We start from the raw sequence: 17,388 nt of genomic DNA, 5'->3' as shown, positions 1-17,388 counted from the left end.
GGGGACTGGCACTATTGTAAGGGGAGCCGGGCCGAGGATTTCGCGGGCCCGCAGATAGGGGGCTGGATACGCACCCGCGTAAATACGGGGGTAAATACCGAGAAAATCCCTTTCAGCCAGAAAGCAATCAGAAGGCCACGCTTTCTTATACTTCCACCCATTCCGGCAAGCCGCCGGTCACGAGGAGTCACGCAGTCATGCTTTCCGGCGCCCAGCATCTCGGCCGAGCTCTGTTGCTGTGCATCGCGCTTGGCACCGCGCCGATGGCGCATGCCGAGCCGATCCGCCTGATGATGGGAGGCATGTCCAAGATCGTCTATCTGCCGGCGGTGCTCGCCTCGCAGTTGGGCTACTTCAAGGACGAAGGGCTCGACGTCCAGGTGGTCTCGGGGCCGGCGGGCATCGACACCTCCACGGAGCTGATCGCCGGCGCGATCGAAGGCGCGGTGGGTTTCTACGACCACACGCTCGACCTGCAGAGCCGCGGCCAGGACGTGCTCTCGGTGGTGGTGCTGCAGCGCGCGGCGGGGCTCGCGGAACTCGCGTCGGTTCATACGGCAGGCGGCCGGGAATTGGCTGGCTCAGCCGTCGTGAAAACGGCGGCATTGAACACAACGGCAAACACGGCGACGATGAAAGCGGCGCGAGGCAAGCGCCTCGGCGTCACCGGATTTGGCGCCTCCACGTGGATGCTCACGCGTTTCCTGCTCGCCCGTGCGGGCGTGGCGGCCGGCGACTACACGGTCGTGCCGCTCGCCTCCGACACGCGCTTTGTCGAAGCCTTCGAGCAGGGCACGATCGACGCGGGCATGGTCGAGGAACCCACGGCCACGCGCCTCCTGACAAGCGGCGCCGCCACGGCGGTGGTCGACATGCGCAGCGTCGAGGACACGCAGCGCTGGGTCGGTGGCCCGTATGCGGGCGCGTGCCTGTATCTGCGGCGCAGCTGGATGCTCGCGCACCGGCAGGAGACCGGGAAGATGGTGCAAGCGCTCACACGTGCGCTGCGCTTCATCAGCACGCATTCGGCTGAGCAGATCGCCGCCGTGCTGCCGCCCGAGGTCATCGGCAACGATCGCGCGGGTTACGTGCGCGCGCTGGCTTCGGCGCAGGGCGCGTTTTCGAAGGATGGCCTGATGCCCGACGGCGCGCCGCAAACCGTGCTCAAGGTGCTGATGACGGCAGGCACGGGATTGACAGCCCGGCACGTCGATCTGTCGAAGACCTATACGAATGAATTCGTGAAAGGCATGCCGTAATCCGGCGCGGCCGTTCGCCAACACCAATCGCTTTAATTTAAACCGCGTTTTCAAACCCGAATCACGCCACACGGCGAGCAGCACGACGGCCCACCCGGCCGCCGGGGCGCGCTCGTCCAACATGCAAGGATGTTCAACATGTCTTCAGCCATTCACGCCGCGCCGGGAGAGTCGAAAGCTCGCACCGTGTTTCGCGCGGTCAGCGGCAACTTTCTGGAAATGTACGACTTCATGGTGTACGGCTACTACGCCGCCGCCATCGCCGCCACGTTCTTTCCCGCCGGCGACGAGTTCGCCTCGCTGATGCTCGCACTCTCCGTGTTCGGCGCGGGCTTCCTGATGCGCCCGCTCGGCGCGATCGTGCTCGGCGCGTACATGGACCGTCATGGCCGCCGCAAGGGCCTGATTCTCTCGCTCTGGCTGATGGCCGTGGGCACCATGTGCGTGGCCTTCGTGCCCGGCTATGCCACCATCGGCCTGGCCGCCCCGGTCATCATCCTGATCGGGCGTCTGCTGCAAGGCTTCTCGGCCGGCGCGGAGCTTGGCGGCGTGTCCGTCTACCTCGCGGAAATCTCCACCAAGGGCAACCGCGGCTTCTACTGCTCGTGGCAGTCGGGCAGCCAGCAGGTGGCCGTGGTGTTCGCCGCTGCGCTCGGCGTGGTGCTGCACAGCGTCCTGCCCGCACCCGACATGAAGGAGTGGGGCTGGCGCGTGCCGTTCGTGATCGGCTGCATGATCGTGCCGTTCCTGTTCTACATCCGCCGTTCGCTGCGCGAAACCGATGAGTTCACGGCACGTCGCCATCATCCGAGCCTCGGCGAAATCACGCGCGCCATCGTGAGCAACTGGGGCATCGTGCTCGCCGGCATGGGCCTCGTGATCATGACGACGACCTCGTTCTACCTGATCACTGCCTATACGCCCACCTTCGGCAAGGTCGAGCTGCATCTCACATCGCTCGACGCGCTGCTCGTGACCGTGTGCGTGGGTGTCTCGAACTTCATCTGGCTGCCCATCTCGGGCGCGGTGTCGGACCGCATCGGCCGCGCGCCCGTGCTGATCGCCTGCACCGTGCTCGCCGTGCTCAGCGCGTATCCGGTCATGCGCTGGCTCGTCGGCGCGCCCTCCTTCACGACGCTGCTGATCGTGGAACTGTGGCTTTCGACGCTCTATGCGTGGTACAACGGTGCCATGGTCGTCGCGCTGACCGAGCTGATGCCGGTGCATGTGCGCACCACGGGTTTCTCGATGGCCTATAGCCTCGCCACGCTCGTGGGCGGCTTCACGCCGGCGATCGCCACGTGGCTCATTCACGTCACCGGCGACAAGGCCGCGCCGGGCGCATGGCTGAGCATCGCCGCCGTGTGTGGCCTGGTGGCGACCCTGTACCTGTACCGCACACGCGTCGCTCGCGATCAGTACAAGACCGCCTGATAACGCATTGTGCAAGGCCGGCCGACTGGACTGGATAACGGCATGAAACTGCTGCTCGTCGAAGACAACGAACAACTCGCGCATTGGCTCATCCGCACCTTGACCGATGACGGTTTCATGCTCGACCACGTAGGCGACGGCGAGGCCGCCGAAGACGCGCTGCGCGCCTCGCCCTACGACGTGGTGCTCCTCGATCTCAATCTGCCACGCATGTCGGGAAAGGCGCTGTTGCGCCGCATGCGCTCACGCGGCGACGCCACGCCCGTGCTGATTCTCACGGCCACCGGCGCCATCGACGAAAAGGTCGTGTGCCTCGGCGCCGGCGCCGACGACTACATCGTCAAACCCTTCGACGCGCGCGAACTCGTGGCGCGCGTGAAAGTGCTCGCGCGCCGCCAGGCGCCCTCGCGCACGAACCGCGTGCGCTGCGGCAACCTGCTCTACGACATGGACACGCTGCGCTTTTACGTGGACGAAGAATCGCTCACGCTCACGCCGCGCGAGCACACCGTGCTGGAAACGTTGATCCTGCGCGCGAAAAAAACCGTGTCCAAGGCCGCGCTCGCAGAATCCGTGAGCGACGCCGACGCCCCCACCAGCGAAGACGCCATCGAGATTTATGTCTCGCGGCTGCGCAAGAAACTCGAAAAGAGTACGGCGACCATCATCACGCTGCGAGGGCTGGGCTACCTGCTCGAAGATGCCGAAGCCGAAGAGTAAGGCGAAAAGCAGGGCGACCAACAGCCTGCGCGTACGCCTGCTGCTCTGGCTCGTGCTGCCGATGACGGTATTCATCGCGGCGGCCGGGCTGATCACGCGAGGCAACGCGTGGCACACGGCAAACCTGCTTCAGGACGATGCGCTGCTCTCGGCGGCGCGCGTGATGGCCGGCGACATTGGTTGGCAAGGCAACGACCTGATCGCATCGGTCTCGCCGAGCGCCATCGAAATCCTGCGCACGCCGCACCGCGACCAGGTGTTCTTCCGCGTGCAGGAAATCGGCGGGCCCATCATTGCAGGCACCTCCGACTTTCCTCAACACATTCCCGAAACCTCCCCGCAGTGGTACGACGCCCAGGTAGGCGGCGCGCCCATTCGCGCGGTCTCGCTGATCCGCGAAATGTACGATGCGGGTGCGACGCGCCGCGTGATCGTCTCGGTGGGCCGCACGCTGCACGAGCGCGACGCCATGGTCGCCGCGCTCTGGCGGCCGCAGATGTTCTATTTCGCGGCCATCGTCACGGTGGCCGTCGTGCTCGTGTGCGTCGCGCTCACGCTCGAACTGCGCCCGCTCACGCGGCTTGCGCGCGGGTTGCCGCAGCGGGTACGCACGTCTTCCGTGCGCATCGACGTCGAGCCGCTGAGGAGCGAGCTGCGCCCCATCGTAAGCGCGTTCAACGAATGCCTCGACATCATCGAGCGGCAGACCGCGATGCAACGGCGCTTTGTTGCCGACGCCGCGCACCAGTTGCGCACGCCGCTCACGCTGCTCGGCACGCAGCTGCAATACGCGCGCCGGCAGCAGGATCCCGCGCTGCTTCACGAAACACTCAAGGCGATGCACCAGAGCAACCGCTCGCTCGTGGGGCTCACCAATCAATTGCTGACGCTCGCACAAGCCGAGGCGGCGGACTATACGCAATTCGAAGGCGTGAGCGTGGACATGCGCGCCGTGACGACCGGCGTAATCGAGCAGCTTGCTCTGCTCGCGCAGCGCAAGCGCGTAGAGCTAGTGGCCACACTCGCGCAGCAAGCCGAAGTCATGGGCAACGAACAGTTGCTCTCGGTGCTGGTGTTCAATCTCGTCGATAACGCCATTCGCTACTCGCCCGAAGGCGGTGCCGTCATGGTGACACTCGCGGTGGCGGCGGGGTTCGTCACGTTGAGCGTCGCGGATGAAGGCGACGGAATCGCGCAAGAGTTGCGCGACAAGGTTTTCGAGCCATTTTTCCGGGCCTCAACGAAACCCGGCAGCGGTCTTGGGCTTGCGATCGTGCGCGAGATCGCGCGTGCGCATCGGGCCGAGGTGAGGCTGGAGAACGGCGCGCATGGGCGCGGGACGATGGCCGTCGTACAGTTCGCGCCGGGCTGACGCGCGTGCACGAGTAGCATCGTCGCGCGTCGGCACGTTCAGCTCGCGTCGGCTACCGGCCGCTCCGCATAGGCATAGGCCGCGCCCGCATGCTGATGCAACCAGCGGATCATATCCGAGTGCTTCACCACGCCAAGCAGGCGCCGGGCATCGTCGAAAACCGGGACCTCGTAGCACGAGTGATCGGCGAAGATCGACGCGAGATGGGTCAGCGGCGTGGCGCGGTGCACCGCTTGAGCCCCCGATGCCATGACCGCTTCAACCGTCTCCTCTACCTGCAGGGTCGTGCGCCGCAGCGCGCGCCATAGCCTGCGCCCGAATCCCTCTGGACGCCCGTGCGCCAGATCGTGATGCGTTACCGTGCCCACGAGCCGATGCGCGTCGTCCACCACCGGCAACGCGTGAACACCGTGGCGGCGCAGCGTCTCCAATGCAGCAAACCTGCCCATCGTGAGCGGCACGGCGTGGTCCGCGCTCGTCATGAATTCTTCGCAGGTGATCTCGTCGAATGACAGGCGCTGCGGGTCGGCAAGCACGCCGGCCTCCTCCGCTGCCTGAGCCGGAGTTCCCAAGGTACTCGCCGGCGCATTCGCTGGAGCCGCTGCACGCCAGACCGCGCGCGGATACCGGTGTCCGGTGAGCGCGTGAAAGACCAGCGCAGCGCTCAGCAAGGCAAACGACTGGAACAGAATGGGCGTGACCACGAAGCGAAAGCCGAGCGCATGCACGGCCGGGCCGCCGAGCACGGCGGTCAACGCAACGGCGCCTGAGGGCGGATGCACGCAGCGGCACAGGAACATCGCGCTGATGGCAAGCGCAACGGCCACGGCAGCAGAAAGAACCGGGGTCGCGATCCATTGCGCACAGGCCACGCCGACCAGCGCCGAAACGAGGTTGCCCCCCACAATGGACCACGGCTGCGCGAGCGGGCTTTCGGAAGCGCCGAACAACAACACGGCCGACGCCCCCATGGGCGCGACCAGCATTGGAATATCGCCAGCGCTGCCGAACAGCAGATGCGTCGCGATCCCCGTGAACGCGATACCGAGTAAGGCGCCCCCGGCGCGGCGCACCCGCTCACGCCACTCAGGCGCGCCGGGGTGCGGAATGAAGTTCGTCAGCCAGTCGGTGAGTGTGGTGCGAGGCATGGGCGTCGGTGCGTCTAGGGTGGGCTCCGCGCCGCGCGAGCCCTTGCTGCAAGGCCCGCGCGGCGCCTCAGGCGATTTGCGTGCGTTGAGGTTACTGAGACGCTCCGATTAATAACAATTGCGAATTTTTCGCTTACATATAATTCATTCTGTATGCATGTTTCCTGGCGGATGCGCTGCGAGCACTTACGGCGGGCATTTTCAGCATCTGATTTTTATTTTGCATTCCTGATTTTTTAGCCTTTTCAACAGCCCGAATTGCGGCAGCGTCATTCCTGCAGCAAGACGCTATCAAGCCGTGTCATCGCGAGGTCATGCAGGGAAGCCATCTTTTCGTTTACATCCACCCTGCAACACTTGCGACGAGCCATGACCAAGAAGAACACCCCCGACGCATCCTCCACCGAAGCCGCCGCCAACGTCTCGCGGCGCGGCTTCCTCAAGCTTGCCGGCGCGTCCGGTTTCGCGAGCGCCGCCGGCGCCGCAGCCACGCTCGCCGGCGTGGCAAAAGCCAATGCCGCCACGCCCGACGGCACGCCCGAGCAGATCCACCTCACCTGGGGCGCGGACCCGGCAAGCGAAGTCGTGGTTTCGTGGGCCTCGCTCGCGGCCGCCACGCATCCGCGCGTGACGTACGCCACGGACCGCGGCCGCCGCGAAGTCGTGAACGCGGTCCAGCGCACCTACACGGACGGCCTCACGGGCGTCGTCGTGTTCACCTATCACGCACGCCTTTCCGGCCTGCACGCCGGCACGACCTATCGCTACGAAGTCACCGCTGACAATGACAGCCACGCCGGTAGCCCGTTTGCCGCGAGCTTCACCACCGCACCGCACGGACGCAAGCCATTTCGCTTCACGAGCTACGGCGACCTCGCCACACCCAACACGGGCTGGGTGCTTTCGTCGCCGCAAAGCCGCTTCGCCGTGGAGGCCGTCGAACGCTTTCAGCCACTCTTTCACCTGCTCAATGGCGACCTCTGCTACGCGAACCTGAATCCGTCGCATCAGACCGAGGTGTGGCGCGACTTCGCAAACAACAACCAGAGCTCGTCGTCGAACCGTCCGTGGATGCCCTGCCCCGGCAACCACGAAGTCGAGTTCCACAACGGTCCCCAAGGGCTCGAATCGTATCTCACGCGCTACACGCTGCCCGAGAACGGCACGCGCTTTCCAGGCCGCTGGTACAGCTTCCGCGTGAGCAACGTATTGTTCGTCTCGCTCGACGCCGACGACGTGGTGTACCAGGACGCCGCCGCGTTCGTGGCCGGCCCTGCGCCGCTCGTGCCAGCAGCAAGCACGGGCAACGCGCCCATCGCAGCGGGCTTGTCGTTCTACGTGCGCGGCTACAGCAACGGCGAGCAGACGCGCTGGCTCGAAAAGACGCTGCGCCACGCCTCGCACGACGACGACATCGACTGGATCGTCGTGCAGATGCATCAGGACGCGCTCAGTTCATCGAAGACGGGCAACGGCTCGGACAAGGGCATCCGCGAAGCCTGGCTGCCGCTCTTCGACCGCTATGGCGTGGATCTCGTGGTGTGCGGCCACGACCACGACTACGAGCGCAGCTATCCGGTGCGCGGCTGCAATCATCACGCGGGCATGGACGCCGCGACGGGCACGCCCGTCGACACGCTGCAGCCGAAGCCCGCCGCGAACGCGCAAGCGGGCGCCAACACGTTCGACACGAGCCACGGCACGATCCACCTGATACTCGGCGGCGGCGGCACGAGCGCACCGCTCGACGTCTACGGCGTGGATGTGGGCAACGGCAATCCGCAGGCGAAGGTGTTCACGAAGCCTAACCGGCCCGTGCCGGGCGCGACGCCGGGGACCTGGGTACGCGCGGGCGCCGACGCACTCGAAGACGCCATCTGGTCCGCGCAGCGCGATACGGGTACCGGTTATGGGATCGCCGTGTTCGACGTGGATCCGGGCGAGCACGGCGGCAAGACCACCATCACGATGAACTACTATCACGCGCCGGGCGCCGACCAGACGCCCACGCCGAACTACGAGCTCTTCGAGACGGTCACGCTCGCCAAGTCACGCAAGTAAGCGCGTAAGTGAGCGCCCCGGTCCGACGATGAATTGCAGCGGTGCTCAGGCGAGCCCCGGCACCGCTGCCTGCAGCACATCCACGCGTTTGGGCACGAGGCCGAGATCGAGAAAGGTGTCGGCGATCTTCTGCTGCTCGCCGAGGATCGTCTTCGTGATCGGCACCGTACCGAACGCCGTGCGATCGACCGCCCGCTCGACCACAGGCGCGGGCAGGCCCCAGAGCTTCGCGAGTTCGGCGGCGTACGCGGCGCGATTATTCTTGCCCCATTCGTCCGTTTTGGCGACCTCGTCGATCAATACACGGATCACGTCCGGGTTATCGCGCGCGTAGTTGCGCGACGAAAAGTAAAAACCGCGATTGACCGCCACGTCGCTCGCATCGGCGAGCACGCGTGCGCCAAAGCTCGCCTGCGCCGCCGCAAAGAACGGGTCCCAGATGACCCAGGCGTCGATGGAGCCGTGCTCGAAAGCCGCGCGCGCATCGGGCGGCGCGAGGAAGACGGGATTCACGTCGCGATAATCGAGTCCGTGCTTGCGCAGCAGTTGTACGAGGAAATATTGGACGTTGCTGCCGCGGTTGAACGCGACGCGCTTGCCTTTGAGATCGGCAACCTCGCGCAGCGGCGAGTTGTGCGGCACGAGCACCGCCTCCGATTGCGGCCGCGGCGGCGTAGCCGCCACGTAGGCAAGCGGCGCGCCCGCGGCCTGCGCGAAGATGGGTGGCGCCTCGCCCACATCGCCGAAATCGATCGAGCCGACGTTAAGCGCCTCCAGTTGCACGGGGCCAGCGTTGAACTCAGTCCACGTCACCTTGACGCCCAGCGACGCGAGACGCTGCTCCAGCGTACCTCGGCCCTTCAGAAGGCTTAGCGCGCCCTTCTGGTTACCGATGCGCAGGGTGCGTGCGGCGTTCGCTCCAAAGGCTCGGGGCGTGCTCAGGGCGGGCAGCGCGGCAGCGGCCGCACCCAGCGAAAGTTTGAGAAATGCGCGGCGTGTGCTCATGGGATTTGTATAAACGGTCGTGAAGGAAAGTTCGACCGATTCTACGAAGCGCCCAGACAAATCAGAACGATGGAGTTTTCCGATTCAAATCAGTTGCAGGACTAAGGGCACAGGCAGCCATTGTCCGTTTGATGCAAAGCAATTTTCGAGACCCGCCCAGCCGCTAAGCTTGCGGCCAGCAGCAAAGCTGCAGCGCGGTGTGCGCATCCAGCACCCGAGTTCCTTCTGATGAACCGTTCCATCCACCCGCAAATGAAAAAACCTCTCCTGGCCGGGCTGACACTCGTTGCCGCGCTCTGTGCTGTTAACGCCGCCGCTCAAGCCACGCAAGCGCCGGCTGCCACGCCGGCGCCTTCGATTGATCAAGCCGATGTCTTTCTGAATGTTTGCCAAAGGCCTGAAAATCTCGATGCCTGCGTCATGTACCTCTCGGGCTACACGCACGGCGCACTGGTTCAAACCCTGATCGACAAGCAGCCGCAACGCTACTGCGTCCCGCCCAATCTCGGACGCAAAGAGCAGCTTGGCGCAATCCTGACCTGGATGAAAGGGCACCTTCAATACATTCTCGAACCCACGGGCGCGGTCATTTACAAGGCGCTGATGGGTACGTTCCCCTGTCGCTAGCCGGCGGCGCAGGGAGAAACGTATCCGCCCCGGATGAGCATTGATCATGTTTCATGGCGTCATTCATTAAGGTTACCTTAATATTAATTGCCACTCCGGAATACCCCATTACATTCACTAGCCGGCCAACACCGCGACGAACACCCTGTTCAATTTCACAGCAGCTTTCCAGCAAGCGCGGCTTGGGTAGCGTCCGATGGTGGGTGAACTGCATCGAAGAGACGCGTGCAGGTTGAACACGACGGCCCGATCGCATATCCGAACGTCACCGCCTTCACCTCCTTCACACGCTGAAGCCTTGCTGCACCTGGCGTGCAGCCTGTGAACGGCGTTCGCCGGAGCGGCGCGCCAGCCCAAGGTCCTATCTGCTTTTTGCGCGACAGGTACCCACAAGTTGCCGTGCATGCGACCTGAAATCCCACAAACGGTTACCTTCGCGTTGTGAGCGCGGCGGATCGTCTGCACCATTCGGCCGCGACACCAGAAAGCGCCACCGGCCGGAATGGGTTGTCTGGCTTCGCCAATATCCCTTATATGAAGGAATCCAGATTAATTTTCGGGGATGATGCTGATTTCCTCGAGCGCGCTTACGGGCAGATGCCATGGCTCGCCGCGGCCGACAGAAGTTGGCAAGGCATGTGACCATGCCGAACCCTTCGTAGCTCACAGTTGGTACCTGGCCGACACCAGAGAAAATCGCGATCGCCAGCCGATGCGACCGGTTGAACTGCGAATCCCGACGATGCGCGGAATCTGCCGTCTGCTCGGCATGCAATCCGGCGCCAAGACTGGCGTACAAGCTCTGGAAGCCGCCGTCAAATAGCTCCTCCATCAACTTGCGCTGCGCATACGACGCAGACCAGAGAACGCGCGCGCCGTGCGACCCAATGCCAGTTGTCCTCTCGCACTCCGCCGATCGTGCCTGGCGAGGATTACGCCGCGCCAATATCGAACGTCAGAGCTTGCTTGCGTGGACGGCAGAAGGTCGTGGCCGATATCGCCCATCGGCGCGGCTTGCGCAGCGCCTGAATCTCGAATGTGCCCGCCCAACCCCGCAGATTCATCCATCGTGGATTTTGCACCAACCTGGTGCAGGCGGAACGCAAAGTACTCGATCCTTCACGGGCGATTGCGGAACCTCACTTTTGGCTGTCAGCTTATCGATCGGGTGGAGCACGACTGAATTCGAAACGGCGAGTGTCAGGTTCGGATGGAGCGGCCGTCACGAGTATCAGACAAGGACACGGTCCGTTGCGCCAGTGAACCTCGTTTCAGGCTGCTGAGCGCTCTCCTGATTCGGCAGCCACTCTTACCCGGCTCCCATAGTTATGCCATGGGTTCGACGGAGTTCTTCACGCCCGCGGAGGTGCAAGCCGAGGTCACCTGTGCGGCATGCTGCGGTGCACCTTGCAACACAGATTGGCAATCTATCGGGGATCCAATTGAGGTTCTCCCATAACTGGTGACCTGAAGTGGGTAACAAGATATGGGAAGTGGGGACCTTTGACGTGTACTCGGGGAATCGCACTCAACTGCGCAGCAAGAAGAGGGGGCAGCAGACGGATTCCGGTTTTCCGGTCACCTGGTGTCTGGTAAGGCGATGAGCTTCTCAGTAGGTGTTTCGATCCCATAGGCAGTTACCTTTTTCAGGAGCCTTTTCCCATATCAAGGTACCCCTATAGATAGGTACCCATATAAATCATGCGATTAGATAACGTAATTAATGTGATTCCTTAGAAATCCACCGAACGGTCCCGGGTTTTGGGAGCTTGATTCTTCCACTTAGGTTCTAAGGTCACCGGGTTTGGGAGATCGTGGGTTGGTGATCACTAACATTTCCATAGGGTCCCGGTTTTGGGAAACGTATCTGTCATCGGACGCTTGTTTCAGTGTTTACCTTTACGCTTTAGAACCTTTAGTAAACCTTTATCGAGCGCAAAGCCTTATCTGGTAAGGGTTTGCGGGCGATTTGGTTGCAGCTTATGGGGAGCTGGGTACTGGCTATGGGATCTGGGGGTTGTGGATATGGGGGTTCGGTAGCCTCAAATGGGGATTCCGGTCTGTGGATATGGGGAAAAGGTTGCCCTGTATGGGAAAAATTGCCGGAAGTCGCTGAGGTTGCCGTTTATGGGAACGAAAAAAGGTAGCCGGCTATGGGGCGCACGTCGGAGATTCACCTCATCTGAAAGTCCTTTAGGGGACTAGAAAGGTACCCTGCTATGGGGAACGCTTAAGGTAACCCGTTATGGGTCCTTGTAACTGGGCATTCGGGAGGTGACCATTGCCCATTGGGAAGCCGTTCGCGTGGGCACCTGCTGTGTAACTCACGAGGCGTAGATAGGTAGCGTCTTATGGGAGAAGTCCAAGGTACCCATTTCTGGTGGATTGCCTGCGAAAGGCGATCCAGGTGAGCCTTGATCGGAACTGCTTGAGGTTCCCATTTATGGGGTAAGTCATAGGTCACCACCAGTGGGGGATTTTTTGCATGCTGTGGGCCGAAGTTCCCTGATGAGTCGCTTACCTTTAATTCCCATAATCGGGTACCTGTGAGTAACCTTATTCGAAGTGAGCACTCACCAGGGGAGCTTAAGGTAGCTTGTTATGGGAGCTGATTCAAGGTGGTGAGCTCAAAAAGTAACCTGATATGGGACCGCATTGGCACGGCCGGAACTCGCTTCGATGCTTGTCCGGTTGCCCATTGCGTCGACCCACGCGGCGACTGTCAACTTTTCCTGCGCGCAGTGTCGTGCTCCCGCACAGGTGGGTCCGTAGCCTTGAGTCACCTGGTCGGTTGGTATACAGTTACCAACCGACCAGGTTCCCTTTTAACGTGAATCATATGGCAAGAAAAAAGGCCGATGCCGGCGACGCCGACAAGCAAGGTGCACTCGTATTCCAGCAAGGCCAGCCGCCTGACCTCTTCCGCAAGGCGGTCCCCGCGATTCACATCGCGCCGAAATCCGGGTCGATCAGCCTTCAGCAGCGCAAGATGTTCAGCTCGTTGATCAAGAATGCGATCCGACAGGACTCGCTCGAATCCGGCCGCTCTTCGTTCGAGATCACAATTTCCGCCCTCTCCCAGGACGTCGATCTGAACAGCAACAATACGGAGTACGTCAAGGAGACGATCAATTCGCTGATCAGCACGGTCGTCAACTGGGACTATCTCACGCAGGACAAACGCAGCATCTGGAAGGCTTCCGGTTTGCTTGCGGGCGCGGAACTCGAGCGCTCGGTGCTGCGCTATACCTTTTCCGAGCAGATCCGCGGCGAGCTTTTGAACCCCGAAATTTACGCGATGATCGACATGCGGATCACGCGTCAGTTCAGGAAAGCGCATTCGCTTGCCCTATGGGAAAACGTGGTGCGCTACGAAGCCGTCGGGATGACTGCGCGCTTTCCGCTCGCGACACTGCGTGATCTCATTCTCGGCCAGGATACCTCGGCACAGTCGTACAAGCTCTACAAGCAATTCAAGAGCCGCGTGCTGGTGCCCTGCATCAAGGAAGTCAACGAGATCTCGGACCACAACTTCGAACTCATCGAGCACAAGGTGGGCCGCTCGGTCGTCGCCCTGCAATTCCGTGTGACCCGCAAGCCGGAGACGGATCCGTCCCAGGAGCTTCGTGCGAATGAGACGGTACTTATTAGCGAGATGTCGAAATTCAATGTTCCGGTCTCGGAGGCGCGACGTCTCTTGAAGCAGTACGGTGAGGAAAAGATTCGCACGGCCGTGGCCTATACGGCCGCGCGTGTCGCCCAGAAAAATGCGGCACCGCTCGCCAATGTGGCTGCGTATTTCCGCAAGGCGCTGATGCAGGGCTATCAACTGCCGGGAGCCAATACTGCAAGCGGCACGAGTACCGATTCGCCCAAGGCACGCGAAAGCCAGGACCAAGTGAAGGATCGTTATATCGCGGCGAAGATTGCCGAGGCGCGGGCCTACTTCAACGAACTCGAGCACGACGATCAGACCGCACTTATCAAGCGGTATAACGAAACGGTGGGCATGGACAAGCTCAAGGTTTCGATGACCAAGGTGCCGAGCAAGATGGCGTCGACGAACTTCTTCCGTTGGGTGGTTCTCGATACCTGGGGCCAACCGACTGCCGCCGATTTGCTCGAATTCCTGCTGAGCGGACAACAGGGACCGGCTACGGCGGATTTTCAGGCCATGGGCGATATCGAGCTCACGTTGAAAGCAGGATCCGAGTAACTGTCGCTGTTGAGGTTTTAGGGAAATTCATCCATTATAAGAAGATAGATAAATTTCACTTACCCATTTTTCTTTTACATCGCGGCGCCGCCAAACACTCGATGTTTGGTAGTGTCTGCGATGTCTTTGCTCCCTCCGCTTCCGGCGGACCCTGGGTGGCTCCGATCCTCTCTTTTATCGCGAACTGATCTCCACGTGGAGATCGACTGGTTACGTGCGTAAATCGCGCAGTCGGGTCACCAGATTTGCAAATCATAGCGAGGCCATTTCCAACGCATCCGGTTTGTGTGCTCGTCGCACGCTACTTGAGCGGCGTTGTTCATTAAGACCAACGAACAGGTCGTGATGGCGATCATTGGTGTAGCCGTATCAGCTACTTGAGAACAAAGCTTGTGTAGCACACTGCCGTGACAGGCTTGTCTCTGGGCATTGTCATCAGGTATCTACTCGCTTGAGATAGTCTCTTGCCATATCACAACATCTCACGAATCTCCACGTGGAGATCAGCACCACACCGTCGTAATAGCCTGTTGTGGAAGTGAGTTTCATTTTGAATGTCGGAGTTGCCAAAGGAACACACAGTCTCCACGTGGTGACTGTGGTGTCGAGGTGCTAGCGCAGATGAACGCTTCCCGGTTGATCGTCTTTGGGTGTTCAGCCTATGTTCGATTTTGATTGATGTTTCCTTGCCGGTAAGTCATGGCTCAGAGGCCATCTCTGTGATTTCGCAAAGTGAAGCGTGTTCGACGGACCTTACCCGTCCCGCTTGGTGTCTCCACGTGGAGACCGCACACCGGCGCCATGGTCACTTGATCGAAAGCCTTCACAAATTCAAGCTTGGATAAATCTTCACCTCACAGAGTCTCTTGTCCTAATAGCTAGTTTGGTTGTGATCTGACAACGATTCCAGCGCTGAAGCTAGAATTTACTTTAACTTGCCGCTAGACTGCCAATTAACTCGCTGGAGAATCTCCACGTGGAGATTAGCGTGTGGCGGCACCAGCGTTGAACATTGCACGGAGAACTGAATGGGACTGGTCATTGCGGTAGCGAACCAAAAGGGCGGAGTGGGAAAAACCACAACCAGCATGAATCTGGCGGGTGCGTTTCGATCCGAAGGCTACAAGGTCTACGTCGCCGATGCAGACGGTCAGCAATCGTGTATGAGTTGGTGTGCGGCCTCCGGTCCAGAAACGCCGCTTCCATTTCGCGTCGGCAGCATTAATAAGCTCGACAAGATGATTGGACCTGAGATCGCAGCGCTTGCGAACGACTACGATGTCGTCATCGTCGACTGCCCGCCGAATATCAACGATCTAACCACTGCCCGTGTCCTTGCTGTTGCCGATGCGACCATTATCCCGACCGACGCATCTCCGATCGACATCTGGAGTAGCGAGGGGATGATGGAGTTGGTCGAGCGTACACGAGTGGCTAATCCTGCCGGTAAATTCGCAATTTTGCTGAATAAGGCTAATTCGAAGACACTCTTGCACACGCAGATGAGTGCGATTCTTGCCGAGAGCAATGTCCATGTGCTCGCAGCCACCGTCAAGCAACGCGAACTGTATCGACAGACGGCGGCGCTGGGGCGAACGGTCTTCGACGTAAAGGGGGTGCGCGGCACGAAGGTCGCCAAGGACGAAATCGCTGCGGTCTACAACGAAATCATTGCGCTCGTTCAAGAAGAAGAGGAGATCGTCGATGGCAACTAAGCTCAACTTCACCAGCAAGGTTCGCGCGGGCATGGCCGTTGAGCGCGCGTCTGCAGGCGAGCGTCTTGCCGATGGCGACATCGTGGGTATCGCACAGCGCGATGCGGCGTCTGCCACGCAGACCGAGGTCGCACCGGTGGAGCCGTCTGCCCCGGCGGTTCATGCGGTCACGAGAATTCCGGTCGAGGAAGTCGTCTCCAATCCGTACAATCCGCGTGCCTTTTACAGCGCGGAGACAATCGACGAACTCGCGGAGAGTTTTGCCACGCAAGGCCAGATCACGCCGATTCTCGTCACGCGGCTGCCAGAGTTTCCCGGCAAATATGTGATTGTCGACGGCGAGCGCCGTATCCGCGCGGCGCGCTCGCGCGGCGACAAGCATATCGACGCCGATGTTCGTGATGGTCTCGACAACCAGAACCTTTATCTGCGCGCCTATCACGCCAACAAGGAGCGTGAGGAGCAGACGGTTTTTGATGACGCGCTTGCCTGGAAGAAGTTGCTGGATGATGGCGTCTACGTCGACCAGGTTGAACTGGGTGTAGCGGTTGGCGAGGATCCGAAGCACATCAGCAAGGTGATTTCGCTCACGTCATTGCCGCCATTTCTCTTGCAGCGCATGGCCCAGCATCGTAAGGACATCGGTCTTGGACATGCCTACAACATCAAGCTGATTTTCGACCGCGCCGGCGTGAGTGTCGCCGAGCATTGGCTCGGGCAGGTCATCGAAGGCAAGGCGAGCGTGCGAAAGCTCGAGGCCGCCGCGTCGGCGGAGGCGGGTGCGCGGCGTATCGGGCCGCGCCGCACGCATTATCAATCGCGTGTGCAGTTCAATCGCCCGGATGGCGTGGCGCTTGGCGAGCTGAAGCTTTTCGGTGACGGCCGTGCCGAGTTGAGCCTGAAAGGCATCGCTGCGGCAGATCAGCAGCGCTTGGCCGAACGGATGAAGGCCGTGATCGATGAATGGGCGGCCGAGATAGATGCGGTTGAGCTGGATACGGCCGAGGCAAGCTGAAACCGAAAGTGTGAATACCGGAAAGGGCAGGGCCGGAAGGGCACCTGCCCTTTGCTTTTACGGACCCCAGAAGTAGCTTGGTAACGTAAATACGTGGCTGGGGTCGAAACCGTGAAACACGGCTTGAAAATCGGCGCACTAGATATTTTTCTTTTTAATCAATGGGATATGTTCAAACTCCTAGAATGTTTCACGGTTAGACGTGTTTAATTGGCGGCTCCAAGGCGGTTGCCGCGTTCACGGCAAACTCATGATCGTTTCAACGCTCGAAACGTGTTATTTGAAATGTAATTTGTAGTTATCAAGACATTTCACCAAAGCATTTGCCGGATTGACAATTGCCGCCACCTCCCTCATGCTTGTGCAGATGAATTCTCGCCACTGCCCGATTACGCTGATTATTTGCACCATTCAACGAATGGTGGGTTAGCGTACGTCTGGCATAAGCGACAACAACCCGCCCCACGAGGCGGGTTTTTTGTTTCCGCCTCCTGGCAACAAGACATATCAAGAGAAAGCACAGGAGTCGTCATGCAGGTCGAATCGAGCCAAGCCGTAGTCGAAGCCGACACAACCCAGGCCGCTACGGTCAAAAGCAAAGTCAGTAACGCGCAGCAAACAGATTACCTTCGTCTGGTTCTTACCGCCCGCGTCTACGACGTGGCCCGCGAGACTGAACTGGAGCGCGCGCCGAACCTCTCGGCGCGCCTGCGCAACACCGTCCTGCTCAAGCGCGAGGACAACCAGCCCGTGTTCTCCTTCAAGCTGCGCGGTGCCTACAACAAGATGGCGCACCTCACGCCCGCGCAACTCGAA

The 17,388-nt window shown here is 60.9% G+C and carries 12 protein-coding genes; 10 read left to right on the top strand and 2 right to left on the bottom strand.

Annotated features, from left to right (window positions below):
* The first annotated feature begins 197 nt into the window (after positions 1 to 197).
* The 4 genes from HV773_RS22930 (at position 198) to HV773_RS22915 (ending at position 4,785) form a co-directional block, all read left to right on the top strand.
* Positions 198 to 1,259 (top strand): ABC transporter substrate-binding protein, encoded by a 1,062-nt coding sequence (locus HV773_RS22930; protein ID WP_175196828.1) that lies wholly within the window; start codon positions 198 to 200, stop codon positions 1,257 to 1,259.
* Between the two features lie 138 nt (positions 1,260 to 1,397).
* The gene (tcuC, locus tag HV773_RS22925) at positions 1,398 to 2,693 is read left to right on the top strand and encodes an MFS transporter (protein WP_175196827.1); all 1,296 of its coding nucleotides are present in this window, start codon (positions 1,398 to 1,400) and stop codon (positions 2,691 to 2,693) included.
* Positions 2,694 to 2,735: 42 nt separating this feature from the next.
* A complete protein-coding gene (locus tag HV773_RS22920) occupies positions 2,736 to 3,413 on the top strand; it encodes a response regulator transcription factor (RefSeq protein ID WP_175196826.1) in 678 nt (225 codons plus the stop codon).
* On the top strand, positions 3,394 to 4,785 hold the full coding sequence (locus HV773_RS22915; RefSeq protein ID WP_175196825.1) for a sensor histidine kinase: 1,392 nt from the start codon (positions 3,394 to 3,396) through the stop codon (positions 4,783 to 4,785). Before HV773_RS22920 ends, HV773_RS22915 begins: the two co-directional genes overlap by 20 nt.
* A gap of 38 nt (positions 4,786 to 4,823) precedes the next feature.
* On the opposite strand, the gene HV773_RS22910 is transcribed toward HV773_RS22915, so the two are convergent.
* A complete protein-coding gene (locus HV773_RS22910; RefSeq protein WP_175196824.1) occupies positions 4,824 to 5,933 on the bottom strand; it encodes an HPP family protein in 1,110 nt (369 codons plus the stop codon).
* A gap of 369 nt (positions 5,934 to 6,302) precedes the next feature.
* Between HV773_RS22910 and HV773_RS22905 the strand changes: the two genes are divergently transcribed.
* Complete coding sequence (locus tag HV773_RS22905; RefSeq protein ID WP_175196823.1) at positions 6,303 to 7,994, top strand: purple acid phosphatase family protein; 1,692 nt, start codon at positions 6,303 to 6,305, stop codon at positions 7,992 to 7,994.
* 45 nt (positions 7,995 to 8,039) lie between these two features.
* Here the strand turns inward: HV773_RS22905 and HV773_RS22900 are convergent, their stop codons facing one another.
* The gene (locus HV773_RS22900; protein WP_175196822.1) at positions 8,040 to 8,999 is read right to left on the bottom strand and encodes a sulfonate ABC transporter substrate-binding protein; all 960 of its coding nucleotides are present in this window, start codon (positions 8,997 to 8,999) and stop codon (positions 8,040 to 8,042) included.
* A gap of 228 nt (positions 9,000 to 9,227) precedes the next feature.
* Here HV773_RS22900 and HV773_RS22895 point away from each other — a divergent pair, with 228 nt between their 5' ends.
* From HV773_RS22895 to HV773_RS22875, 5 genes are all read left to right on the top strand, one after another.
* A complete protein-coding gene (locus HV773_RS22895) occupies positions 9,228 to 9,626 on the top strand; it encodes a Rap1a/Tai family immunity protein (protein ID WP_175196821.1) in 399 nt (132 codons plus the stop codon).
* A 2,839-nt stretch (positions 9,627 to 12,465) separates the two neighbouring features.
* A complete protein-coding gene (locus tag HV773_RS22890; RefSeq protein ID WP_175196820.1) occupies positions 12,466 to 13,842 on the top strand; it encodes a replication initiation protein in 1,377 nt (458 codons plus the stop codon).
* A gap of 1,028 nt (positions 13,843 to 14,870) precedes the next feature.
* On the top strand, positions 14,871 to 15,557 hold the full coding sequence (gene parA / locus HV773_RS22885) for a ParA family partition ATPase (protein WP_175196819.1): 687 nt from the start codon (positions 14,871 to 14,873) through the stop codon (positions 15,555 to 15,557).
* The gene (locus tag HV773_RS22880; protein ID WP_246282365.1) at positions 15,514 to 16,572 is read left to right on the top strand and encodes a ParB/RepB/Spo0J family partition protein; all 1,059 of its coding nucleotides are present in this window, start codon (positions 15,514 to 15,516) and stop codon (positions 16,570 to 16,572) included. The genes parA and HV773_RS22880 overlap by 44 nt, the downstream gene beginning before the upstream one ends.
* Before the next feature lie 531 nt (positions 16,573 to 17,103).
* On the top strand, positions 17,104 to 17,388 hold a 285-nt coding region (locus HV773_RS22875; protein WP_175196818.1), incomplete at its 3' end, for a pyridoxal-phosphate dependent enzyme.

The sequence above is a fragment of the Paraburkholderia caffeinitolerans genome (genome assembly GCF_902859945.1).
GTDB lineage: Bacteria > Pseudomonadota > Gammaproteobacteria > Burkholderiales > Burkholderiaceae > Paraburkholderia > Paraburkholderia caffeinitolerans.
The sequence above is the reverse complement of the archived record's forward strand: the minus strand, read 5'-3'. Positions and strand labels throughout refer to the sequence as shown.